The organism is Devosia sp. (assembly GCF_040509215.1).
Lineage (GTDB): Bacteria > Pseudomonadota > Alphaproteobacteria > Rhizobiales > Devosiaceae > Devosia.
The window spans coordinates 1-11,439 of record NZ_JBEVLL010000247.1 but is presented as its reverse complement, the minus strand read 5'-3'; the positions used below and the strand labels follow the sequence as shown (position 1 = coordinate 11,439).

11 protein-coding genes are annotated in these 11,439 nt (G+C 60.1%); 5 read left to right on the top strand and 6 right to left on the bottom strand.

Translation table 11 applies throughout. The features are described 5' to 3' along the window. The 3 genes from ABW043_RS13735 to nrdH form a co-directional block, all read right to left on the bottom strand. Positions 1–1,149, bottom strand: a 1,149-nt coding sequence (locus tag ABW043_RS13735) for a ribonucleotide reductase barrel domain-containing protein (protein ID WP_502908648.1), incomplete at its 3' end; no start/stop codon positions are given. Next, positions 1,131–1,535 carry a class Ib ribonucleoside-diphosphate reductase assembly flavoprotein NrdI gene (gene nrdI / locus ABW043_RS13730; RefSeq protein WP_353921770.1) on the bottom strand — a complete coding sequence of 135 codons (405 nt, stop codon included), beginning with the start codon at positions 1,533–1,535 and terminating at the stop codon, positions 1,131–1,133. The genes ABW043_RS13735 and nrdI, both read right to left, overlap by 19 nt. A gap of 48 nt (positions 1,536–1,583) precedes the next feature. Beyond that, the gene (gene nrdH, locus ABW043_RS13725) at positions 1,584–1,805 is read right to left on the bottom strand and encodes a glutaredoxin-like protein NrdH (RefSeq protein WP_353921769.1); all 222 of its coding nucleotides are present in this window, start codon (positions 1,803–1,805) and stop codon (positions 1,584–1,586) included. A 631-nt stretch (positions 1,806–2,436) separates the two neighbouring features. Here nrdH and ABW043_RS13720 point away from each other — a divergent pair. Genes ABW043_RS13720 through ABW043_RS13705 form a run of 4 tightly spaced genes read left to right on the top strand, consistent with a single transcriptional unit; the run spans position 2,437 to position 5,938 of the window. Next, the gene (locus tag ABW043_RS13720) at positions 2,437–3,345 is read left to right on the top strand and encodes a metal ABC transporter substrate-binding protein (RefSeq protein WP_353921768.1); all 909 of its coding nucleotides are present in this window, start codon (positions 2,437–2,439) and stop codon (positions 3,343–3,345) included. Continuing rightward, complete coding sequence (locus ABW043_RS13715; protein WP_353921767.1) at positions 3,342–4,238, top strand: manganese/iron ABC transporter ATP-binding protein; 897 nt, start codon at positions 3,342–3,344, stop codon at positions 4,236–4,238. Before ABW043_RS13720 ends, ABW043_RS13715 begins: the two co-directional genes overlap by 4 nt. Then, a complete protein-coding gene (locus ABW043_RS13710) occupies positions 4,239–5,096 on the top strand; it encodes a metal ABC transporter permease (protein ID WP_353921766.1) in 858 nt (285 codons plus the stop codon). It abuts the gene before it with no gap. Beyond that, positions 5,093–5,938 (top strand): metal ABC transporter permease, encoded by an 846-nt coding sequence (locus ABW043_RS13705; RefSeq protein WP_353921765.1) that lies wholly within the window; start codon positions 5,093–5,095, stop codon positions 5,936–5,938. Before ABW043_RS13710 ends, ABW043_RS13705 begins: the two co-directional genes overlap by 4 nt. A gap of 185 nt (positions 5,939–6,123) precedes the next feature. Here the strand turns inward: ABW043_RS13705 and arr are convergent, their stop codons facing one another. After that, complete coding sequence (arr, locus tag ABW043_RS13700; RefSeq protein ID WP_353921764.1) at positions 6,124–6,510, bottom strand: NAD(+)--rifampin ADP-ribosyltransferase; 387 nt, start codon at positions 6,508–6,510, stop codon at positions 6,124–6,126. A gap of 101 nt (positions 6,511–6,611) precedes the next feature. Further along, a complete protein-coding gene (locus tag ABW043_RS13695; protein ID WP_353921763.1) occupies positions 6,612–7,037 on the bottom strand; it encodes a MerR family transcriptional regulator in 426 nt (141 codons plus the stop codon). Between the two features lie 68 nt (positions 7,038–7,105). Here ABW043_RS13695 and ABW043_RS13690 point away from each other — a divergent pair, with 68 nt between their 5' ends. Beyond that, entirely contained in the window at positions 7,106–9,310 is a 2,205-nt protein-coding gene (locus ABW043_RS13690; RefSeq protein WP_353921762.1) for a heavy metal translocating P-type ATPase, read from the top strand. A gap of 70 nt (positions 9,311–9,380) precedes the next feature. On the opposite strand, the gene ABW043_RS13685 is transcribed toward ABW043_RS13690, so the two are convergent. Continuing rightward, positions 9,381–11,015: an alpha-glucosidase family protein gene (locus tag ABW043_RS13685; RefSeq protein WP_353921761.1), complete on the bottom strand. Its 1,635-nt coding sequence runs from the start codon at positions 11,013–11,015 to the stop codon at positions 9,381–9,383. Positions 11,016–11,439 lie beyond the last annotated feature (424 nt).

The following is an 11,439-nucleotide window of genomic DNA, read 5'->3' as shown; positions in this document are numbered from 1 at the left end:
GTTCACCGTATCCTCGAACATGATGTAGGGATAACCGCTCTCGAACTGGATTTCGGCAATCACCTGGAAGAAGTCGCGAGCCTTGATCTTCTTCTTCTTGATCCGGCTGTCGTCGGCCATCTCGCGGTATTTCTCAGTCACCGAGATCTCGGTGAACGGCACGCCGTAGACGCGTTCGACGTCGTAAGGCGAAAACAGGTACATATCCTCATTGTTTTTGGCGAGTTCGAAGGTGATGTCAGGAATGACGACGCCGAGAGACAACGTCTTGATGCGGATCTTCTCGTCGACATTCTCGCGCTTGGTATCGAGGAAGCGCATGATGTCGGGATGGTGGGCATTGAGATAGACCGCACCCGCGCCCTGGCGCGCGCCAAGCTGGTTGGCATAGGAGAAGGAGTCTTCGAGAAGCTTCATCACGGGGATGACGCCGGAGGACTGGTTCTCGATATGCTTGATGGGCGCGCCCATTTCGCGAAGATTGGTGAGGCTCGGGGCCACGCCGCCGCCGCGCTTGGAAAGCTGCAGGGCAGAGTTAATCGAGCGGCCGATCGACTCCATATTGTCTTCGATGCGCAGCAGGAAGCACGAGACGAGTTCGCCACGCTGGGCCTTGCCGGCATTGAGGAAAGTCGGGGTCGCGGGCTGGAAACGGCCGGCCATGATTTCGTCGACGAGGTCGCGGGCGAGGGTTTCGTTGCCGCGGGCCAGGGCCAGCGCCACCATGCAGACGCGATCTTCGTAGCGCTCAAGATAGCGCTTACCGTCGAAGGTCTTCAGCGTGTAGCTGGTGTAATATTTGAACGCGCCGAGGAAGGTCGGGAAGCGGAACTTCTTGTCATAGGCGTGATCGTAGAGATCGCGAATGAAGTTGAACGAATACTGATCGAGCACGCTGCGCTCATAGTATCCTTCGACGCTGAGGTATTCGAGCTTCTCCCGCAGATTGTGGAAGAAGACCGTGTTCTGGTTGACGTGCTGCAGGAAGTACTGGTGTGCAGCCTGCTTGTCCTTGTCGAACTGGATATTTCCAGCATCGTCATAAAGGTTCAGCATCGCGTTGAGCGCGTGATAATCCAGGCTCTGGTCCTGGAGCTGCCCCTTGGAGGCCGGGCGATCTTCCGTGCGGTCTAGTGTGAGCGTGTCCAAAACCGTTCGAGTCCTTGTTTGACGTTTTCTACGTCCTCTTCCGTGCCGAGCAGCTCGAACCGATAGAGGAGAGGCACTTCGCACTTCTGGCTGACGATATTGCCCGCCGCGCCATAAGCCGTGCCGAAATTTGTGTTCCCGGCCGCGATCACGCCGCGGATGAGGCTGCGATTGGCCGGGTTATTGAGAAATTTTATCACTGGCTTGGGCACAGAGCCCTTGCCGTCGTTGCCGCCATAAGTGGGAACCACCAGAACAAAGGGCTCATCCACCTGGGGCGGCTCGCTGCCAGCATCAACCGGCAGCCTTACGCTTTGCATCCCGAGCTTCTCGACGAAGCGATGGGTGTTTTCCGAAGTGCTGGAATAATAGACGATATTGCCCATGGTCCCGCAATCCGGCTCCTCAAGCGCGGGCGCCGCCCGCGCATCCAATCAGGAAAGGCTGCCGATCATGTCGGGACGGAAGCCGGCCCAGTGCTGATCGCCGGCTACTACCACTGGTACCTGGCGGTAGCCCATTTCCTCGACGCGGGCGTAAGCCACTGCATCCTCGGAGATATCCACCACCGTGTAATCAATGCCCTTTCGGTCGAGCGCGCGCGTGGTTGCGGTGCACTGGACGCAGGCGGGCTTGGAATAGACGGTGATAGTCATCGGATCCTCACGGAAGTGGCTTAAAAATGAGAAAGTTCAACGCTGCAAATCACTACAAACGCATACCGTCGTCGGCTGAAAAATGACCAGCTTCCGAAGGCTTCAGGCCCAACCGGTTCTCTCGAATCGTAAGAGGCCCTGAACGCTATATGTAGTATCTCGTCTAATTCTTACTGCAAGGTATATGGTTTGTGTCAGCCTTGTCATCAACGCTTGACAGGCAAATTGTGATCTAGGCCGGCATGAATTTTGTTCGAAAAATGGCCGGATTTCCGGCCCTTTTCGAGCCTCTCAGATTCGCCTGGCCGGATGCATGGCTGCCTTGATGAATTTCGATCACTTTTTGCCGCTGTCGGAATCGCAAGCCTCGGCCTAACCCATGCCCCGGGATTCGTCCTTGAACTATATGGGGATAGCGGGGACAGGGGGCTTTTCCCCGTCAAACACAGAGAACTGCACCACGTTCTTTCGCCCCGCGGCCGCCGCGGGCCATTTCGGGGGGCCTACTAGATGTAGTGTCCGGACCGCGCGGTGATTGCCCATCTTTTTTGCAAACCATTCCTACTTGCAACTTTTCTGCGCCCCTATACATTGAGTGAAAATGCAAATCATTCGCAACAAGGTTGGTTCTATGTTTTTCGGTACACGGCGTCAGGCCCTTGGGACGCTGCTTGCTTTGGGTCTGTCGGTCGCGCTTCCCGCTATTCCCGCTATCGCCCAGGACAAGTTCAAGGCCGTCACGAGCTTCACCGTCATTGCCGATATCGCGCAGAATGTCGCCGGCGACGCCGCGGTGGTTGAATCCATCACCAAGGCCGGCGCAGAGATCCATAACTACCAGCCGACCCCCGGCGACATTCAGCGAGCTCAGGGTGCCGATCTCGTTCTCTATAATGGGCTCAATCTAGAACTCTGGTTCGAGCGCTTCTTCGCCAATCTGCGCGACGTACCAAGCGTCGTCGTCTCCGATGGCATCGAGCCTATGGGCATTGCCGAGGGGCCCTATCAGGGCAAGCCCAATCCCCATGCCTGGATGTCGCCCAGCATCGCCATGATCTATGTCGACAATATCCGCGACGCTTTCGTCGAGCACGACCCGGCCAATGCCGACACCTACAAGGCCAATGCCGAAGCCTATAAAGCCAAGATTTCGGCCATGATCGAACCGATCCAGGCTGAACTGGCCGCCGTGCCCGAAGAAAAGCGTTGGCTCGTCACTTCGGAAGGCGCGTTTTCATACCTTGCCCGCGATTTCGGTCTGAAAGAACTCTATCTCTGGCCAATCAACGCCGATCAGCAGGGTACGCCGCAGCAGGTGCGCAAGGTGATCGACGCCATGCGCGAGAACCAGATCGGCGTCATCTTCTCTGAAAGCACCATTTCCTCGGCGCCCGCCGAACAGGTCGCCCGCGAAACCGGCGCCAAATATGGCGGCGTCCTCTATGTGGATTCCTTGACGGAGGCCGACGGCCCCGTGCCAACCTATATCGACCTTCTCCGCGTCACCTCCGAAACCATTGCCAAAGGCCTTACGGAATGAATGCCCCACTTCGCCATGCCGAGGTTGAGACCGGCACTGGCATCGCCGTATCAGGCGCCACCGTTACCTATCGCAATGGCCTCACCGCCATTCGCGACGCCAGTTTTGCCATTCCCACCGGCACCATTGCGGCGCTGGTGGGCGTCAACGGGTCGGGCAAGTCGACGCTGTTCAAAGCCATCATGGGCTTTGTGCGCCTCGCCCGCGGCGAAATCACCGTGCTCGGCATGCCGGTGGCACAGGCGCTGAAGAAGAACCTCGTCGCTTACGTCCCGCAGTCCGAAGAGGTCGACTGGAATTTTCCGGTTCTCGTCGAAGACGTCGTGATGATGGGTCGCTATGGCCATATGGGCATGCTGCGCATCCCCAAGAAGGCCGACCACGATGCGGTGGAAGCGGCGCTCAAACGCGTCAATATGAGCGAATTCCGCAAGCGCCAGATCGGCGAACTCTCGGGCGGCCAGAAAAAGCGCGTCTTCCTCGCCCGTGCGCTCGCCCAGGATGGTCGCGTCATCCTCCTCGACGAGCCCTTTACCGGTGTCGACGTCAAAACCGAGGACCAGATCATCACGCTTCTGCGCGAACTGCGCGACGAGGGCCGCGTGATGCTGGTTTCCACGCACAATCTCGGCTCTGTTCCCGAATTCTGCGACCGCACCATTCTCGTCAAAGGGACGGTCCTCGCCTACGGCCCGACCGAGGAGACCTTCACCCAGGAAAACCTCGAAAAGGCCTTTGGCGGCGTGCTCCGCCATTTCGTCATCAATCACGCGCCCAATGGCGGCGTGGATTCCGGCGTTCGCGTCTTTACCGATGACGAGCGCCCGCTGCTCTTTGAAGGCGGCAAGGCCCGCCGCCATTCGCCCGACGAAAAGCCGGAGGAACAGCCGTAAATGGAGCTGCTCCTCGAACCCTTTTCCTATGGTTACATGACCAATGCCATGTGGGTCTCGGCCCTTGTCGGCGGGGTCTGCGCCTTTCTCTCGTGCTACCTGATGCTCAAGGGCTGGTCGCTGATCGGCGACGCGCTTAGCCACTCCATCGTCCCCGGCGTGGCCGGCGCCTATATGCTGGGCCTACCCTTCGCCCTCGGCGCCTTCTTCTCCGGCGGTCTCGCCGCGGCGGCCATGCTGTTTCTCAATCAGCGCACCAAGCTCAAGGAAGACGCCATCATCGGCCTGATCTTTTCCGCCTTCTTCGGGTTGGGACTCTTCATGGTTTCGGTCTCGCCCGTCTCGGTAAACATCCAAACCATCGTGCTGGGCAATATCCTCGCCATCACCCCCGAGGACACGCTGCAGCTCGCCATCATCGGCTTCGTCTCGCTGGCCATTCTCCTCGCCAAGTGGAAGGACCTCATGGTCACCTTCTTTGACGAGAACCACGCGCGTTCCATCGGGTTGAAACCGAACCTGCTGCGCGCCGTCTTCTTCGTCCTGCTCTCGGCATCGACCGTTGCCGCCATGCAGACAGTCGGCGCCTTCCTCGTCATCTGCCTTGTCGTCACCCCTGGCGCCACGGCCTATCTCCTCACCGACCGTTTTCCGCGCCTTCTCACGATCGCCGTCGCCATCGGCACGGTAACCTCCTTCGTCGGCGCTTATGTCAGCTATTTCCTCGATGGCGCCACCGGCGGCATCATCGTCGTGCTGCAGACGGCGATCTTCCTCATCGCCTTCTTCTTTGCCCCAAAGCACGGCCTCCTCGCCGCCCGTCGTCGCGCCGCCGAAGCCCTGGAGGCCACGGAATGAACCTCTGGGATTTTCTCATCCTCCCCTTCCAGTTCGAGTTCATGAACAATGCGCTCATCATCTCGGCGCTCGTCGCCGTGCCGATGGCGCTGCTCTCATGCTTCCTGGTGCTCAAGGGCTGGTCGCTGATGGGCGACGCCATTTCCCATGCCGTGTTTCCCGGCGTGGTCATCGCCTACATGATCGGCATTCCCCTCGCCGTCGGCGCCTTCGTCGCGGGCATGTTCTCCGCCATCGCGACCGGCTATTTGAAGGACAATAGCCGCATCAAGCAGGACACTGTGATGGGCGTGGTCTTCTCCGGCATGTTCGGGCTGGGGCTGGTTCTCTATGTGAAAATCCAGTCCGACGTGCATCTCGACCACATCCTGTTCGGCGACATGCTCGGCGTCAGCATGGCTGACATCATCCAGGCCCTCGTTATCGCGCTGGTGGTTGCTGCAGTCATCGGCATCAAGTGGAAAGATTTTTTGCTCCACGCCTTCGACCCGGGCCAAGCGCGCGCCGTGGGTCTGAGGGTCAATCTCCTCCACTATGGTCTCCTCGCCATGATCTCCCTGACCATCGTGGGCGCCCTGCAGGCCGTTGGCATTATTTTGTCCATTGCCATGCTCATCGCCCCCGGCGCGATAGCCTTCCTCCTCACGCGCCGGTTCTCGACCATGCTGATGCTCGCGACCGTGATAGCCTTGGTCGGCTCGTTGTTGGGCGTCTACCTGTCCTTCTTCATGGACAGCGCCCCGGCGCCGACGATCGTACTGCTGCTGACCATCGTCTTCATCTGCGCGTTTATCTACTCGACCGGCAAAGCCGCGCGAGTGGAAAGTAGCGAGATGGCTTAGCCCTCACTGATCTTCCCTCGCCCCTTGTGGGAGAGGGACTGGATTTTCGCGTTCAGCGAAAATCCAGGGTGAGGGGTATTCTCTCCTCCGCAGAGGAGCGAGTGGGTAGATCCCATACCCCTCATCCGCCCTTCGGGCACCTTCTCCCACAAGGGGAGAAGGGAAAACCGAGAGTGTGGCGAACCTTAATCTATCGCCTCCACCCCCGCCTGCCGCATACGCTCCACCCCATCCTTCATCGCCTGCAATTGTTCGACCGGATGCCCCACCCAACCGGTCACCTCGCCGACAATCCGCAGTGGCTGTTGGCTGCGATAAGACTTCGTCGGATTGCCGGGAAATTTCTTGTCCGTGAGATTGGGATCATCGACGAACTCTCCCGTCGGCTCGACGACATAAATCCGCTGCGGGCCTTCACCCTCGGCCAGCTCCGCGCCCCAGATGGCCGCTTCAAGCGTCGCCGCGAAGTAGATCCACGAGGCTGGCTTGCGCTGTCCAAAATTCGAGGAATAACCAGGCGACAACAGATCGCCGGTTTTGAGATCGGCGCGCGTTCCGTGGCAATAGATCATGGCAAGCTCCCTTGGCTCTATGGGAGTGCGGTTATAGTGCAGCGCCCCCGGCTTGAAGCAAGCCCCTTGCGCTCCATATCTAAGGAGTGCGGGGTCACCGATCATTCCCCGTGGAAGCGGCACTTCCCATGGTCAGCCAGAATGTCGATGACCTTGCAGGTTTCGACCCGCCCATGCGAGCAGCCCACCACCATCCGTTCCAGTTCATGCTGCAAGGCCGTCAGGCTCGCGATCTTCTGCTTCACATCTGCCAGATGCCTGCTGGCAATCGCATCGGCGTCTTCGCAGGAAACATTGGGTTGATCCTGCAATGAGAGCAGCGTCCTGATCTCGTCGATCTCGAACCCCAGCTCGCGCGAATGCCGGATAAAGGTCAGCCGCTCCAGATCCCGGTCGTCATAGCTGCGCCGATTGCCCTCGGTGCGGGGCGGGGAGGGCAGCAAGCCGATCTGCTCGTAGTAGCGAATGGTGGGCACTTTCACCCCGCTTGCCTGCGACACATTGCCGATGGTGATGCCCTGCTGCATTTTTTCGCTTGCTCCTCTAGTCACTAGAGGATGTACGCCGGTCCCAGATAAATACAAGGAGCCGAGAGATGAGCGCCGAGGAAACCAGCACACGCTTCCGTGTCGAAGGCATGGATTGCGCCAGCTGCGCCAATAAGATCGACACCGCCGTGCGGCGGCTGCCTGACGTTGTCGATGTTTCCGTCTCCGTCGTCGCCGGCACCATGACTGTCGGCCACAAGGGGGCCGATCTCGCTCAGGTACAGAAGAAGGTCACCGATCTCGGCTATCGCATCGCACCGCTGACCGGAGCTGCACCTTTGGCGCCTGCGAAGCCGCACGACCACGACCATGATCATGATCACAATGACAAAAAGCCCGATGCGCTTGAAGGCATGCACGGCCACGATCATGCTGCCGAAGATGGCCCGTGGTGGAAAACCGCCAAGGCACAGTTGACCATCTTCTGCGGCGTCGCCGTCGCTGCGGCCTTCGCGCTCGAACGCTTTTTCCCCGCCTGGCACAACGAGCTTTTCATCCTTGCCATGCTGGTGGGACTCCTTCCCATTTTCCGCCGTGCGCGCATGGGGATGATGAATGGCAGCCCGTTCTCCATCGAAACGCTGATGACCGTTGCCGCGGTGGGTGCGGTGTTCATCGACGCGGCCGAGGAAGCGGCCATTGTCGTCCTGCTCTTTCTCGTGGGCGAACTGCTCGAAGGCATTGCTACCGGCCGCGCCCGCGCCAGTATCAAGGCATTGGCCAATCTCGTGCCGCGTCGTGCCCAGCGCGAAGTCGAGGGCAAGGTCAGCGAGATCGACGCCGCCGAACTCGTCGTTGGCGACATCGTGCTTGTTCGTCCCGGCGATCGCATGCCGGCCGACGGCATTGTTCTTTCGGGCGAAGGCTCGGTGGATGAAGCTCCCGTCACCGGCGAATCCGTACCTCGCCACAAGGGCCCCGAAGACCAGGTCTTTGCCGGCACCGTCAATCAGGATGGGGCCCTCCGCATCCGCGTGACGGCCGCTGCGGCCGACAACACCATTGCTCGTATCGTCTCGCTGGTCGAAACCGCCCAAGAATCCAAGGCACCCACCGAGCGCTTCATCGATCGCTTCTCCAAATACTACACCCCCGGCGTGCTGCTGGTCGGCGCGCTCGTCGCCATTCTGCCGCCGCTTCTTACCGGCGCTTCGTGGGATGAGTGGGTTTACAAGGGCCTCGCTATTCTCCTCATCGGCTGCCCCTGCGCGCTTGTTATTTCCACCCCAGCCGCCATTGCCGCGGCGCTTTCGGCCGGTGCCCGCCAGGGTCTCCTCATGAAGGGCGGTGTGGTGCTGGAACAGTTGGGCAAGATCAACATGGTCGCGCTCGACAAGACCGGCACACTGACCGAAGGCCGTCCGCAGGTGACCGACGTCATTGCTGTCGGTCGCTCGGAGACGGAAATGCTGCGCCTTGCCGCCAGTCTCGAAGTTGGGTCCAGCCACCCCCTCGCCGCGGCCATTCTCGCAAAGGCCAAGGCAGCCGGCATCGAAGCCGTGGCCGCCACCAATGCCGGCGCGCTCGGCGGTAAGGGAGTCATCGGCACGCTCGACGGCGTCGAACTCTTCCTCGGCTCGCCGAAGGCCGCTGCGCTTCGTGTGCCGCTCACGGATGATTTCTCGATCCGCATCGGCGCTCTCAACGATGAGGGCAAGACGGTTTCAGTCCTGCTGGCGGGCAATGAGCTGGCTGGTCTCATCGCCATGCGGGATGAGCCGCGCGATGATGCCCGCACAGGCCTTGCCGCGCTCAAGGCACTGGGTGCCGATGTGGTCATGCTTACAGGTGACAATGTCCGTACCGCTCGAGCTATCGGGGCTGATCTCGGCATCAGTGTAAACGCCGAATTGCTCCCCGAGGATAAGCAGCGCATCGTCAACGGTCTGAAGGCCGAGGGTAAGGTGGTTGCCAAGGTGGGCGATGGCATCAACGACGCGCCGGCCCTAGCGGCTGCCGATATCGGTATCGCCATGGGCGGTGGCACGGATGTGGCGTTGGAGACGGCCGATGCCGCGGTGCTTCATGGTCGGGTGATGGATGTCGCCAATCTGATCCGCATCTCGCGGGCGACGATGTCGAACATCTGGCAGAACATCACCATCGCGCTGGGCTTGAAGGCGGTGTTTTTGGTGACGACGATCATTGGCGTCACCGGACTGTGGCCCGCTATTTTGGCGGATACGGGCGCTACGTTGCTGGTGACGGCAAATGCGCTGCGGTTGTTGGCCTGGAAGGGGCAGAAGGGCTGAGCCGCTTTTGCCCCCACCTAACCTCCCCCTGATAGGGGGAGGGATGGGTCGAGTTTGCTGAGGCGGGTGCTTAGCCCGCCTTGTAGCGCACCTTGCCTTCGCCCGCTGGAGCTTCGACGATAGCAAAGCCATTTGGTCCAAGGGTCAGCGCCTTGCCCTCGAGGCTGGCGTTGTGACTGACCGGTTCGAGTTCGGTGCCGGTCTTGCTGACTGAGACTTCGCGCTCTTCGGCCGAAAGGTTGAAAACGCAGATGACATCCTTGTTTCCGGCCGAGCGGCGGAAGGCGAGGATGGGTTCATCGGCCTTGAAAAACTCGATCGAGCCGGTCAGCAGCGCGGGCTGGGCTTTGCGCCAGGCGATGAACTGGCGATAGAAATTAAGCGTCGACCCGGGGTCGGCATTCTGCGTTTCGACGCTGAGCGCTGCCGCTGCGTGCTTGACGGGCAGCCACGGCTTGCCGGTGGTGAAGCCGGCATGGTTCATGGCGTGCTGCCAGGGGATGGGGGTGCGGCAACCGTCGCGGCCCTTGTCTTCGGGCCAGAAGCGAATACCACGCGGGTCGGTCAGCTCTTCATAAAGAATGTCGGCTTCAGGCAGGCCCAGTTCCTCGCCCTGATACAGCCCGACCGAGCCCTTAAGCGTCATCATCAGCGCTGCGGCCTGGCGCGACAGGTCTGCCGCCGAAGCGCTGTGTGGCGCCCAGCGGGTCATGTGGCGAATGACGTCGTGGTTGGAAAAACTCCAGCACGGCCAGCCGGTGCCACCATCGGCAAAGAAGGCTTCGACCTTGCCGCGGAAGTGTGCGGCGCTGAATTTGGGGCCGAGAAAATCAAACGAATAGCACATGTGCAGCAGGTCCTGGCCGGACGTATAGAGCCGCATCAGTTCAAGGCCGCGCTCGTCATCACCCACCTCGCCGACGGTGGTGGCGTTGGGATAGTCGTTGAGCATGGTGCGGACGCGCTTCAGCCAATCGACGTTTTCAGGCTGGCTCTTGGAATATTTGTGGCTCTGCATGTCATAGGGATTGACGGCAGGCTTGCCTTTCAACGACTTCAGCGGCGGGTTCGAGCGCAGCTTTTCGTCGTGGAAATAGTAATTGACCGTATCGAGGCGGAAGCCATCGAGCCCGCGGTCAAGCCAGAAGCGCATGACATCGAGCACTGCGTCCTGCACCTTGGGATTGTGGTAGTTCAGGTCTGGCTGCGAGGTCAGAAAATTATGCAGGAAATACTGTTTTCGCGAGGTGTGCCATTCCCACGCGGAGCCGCCAAAGACCGAAAGCCAGTTGTTCGGTGGGGTGCCATCCGGGTTGGCATCGGCCCAGACATACCAGTCCGATCGGGCATTATCCTTTGAGAAACAGGATTCGCGAAACCAGGGGTGCTGGTCTGAAGTGTGGCTGACAACCTGGTCCATGATGACCTTGATCCCCAGCGCATGGGCACGTTCGATCAGAACGTCGAAATCCTGCAGCGAGCCAAACAGCGGATCGACCTGGTTATAGTCCGATACGTCATAGCCCATATCCGCCTGGGGCGAAGAATTGATGGGCGAAAGCCAGATGCAATCGACCCCGAGGCTGGCGATGTGGTCAAGCCGGTCGATGATGCCGGGCAGGTCGCCGACGCCGTCGCCATTGCTGTCCTGAAATGAACGCGGATAGACCTGATAGATCACTCCGCCGCGCCACCATTCGGTCATCGTCTTGCTCCTTGCGAGGCCTTGGGGCCAAATCAACCCGAGGCTATCGGGTTCTGGTGGAACTGTTAATCGGGGTCTGTGGCAGTTTGGTGCAAGGCGGGCATGAGTTTTTGCCGGATGGCGGGAGCCTCCGGTTGCGCGCATGTGGACGGACCCCGGAGCGGCATTCGCCTCGAAGTGTTTTATAGATGAAGCGGATACCGCTCCCCCCGCCATTCGAGCGCAGCTCTCATGGCCTTCTCGCCTAATTTCGCACCACCGGAGCGAAATTGCCTACGGCACGGCTCGAAGTTTTCGGGCGGGAACTATCGGCGACTTTTGATCGCTCGTCGCAAGCGGCCAGCCCCGAACGCGCGATGGAGACGATCCAACGCGGCAGGCCCCCTCGCTACTGTCGTCTGCAGACCGTCCATGCGAGGTTGGA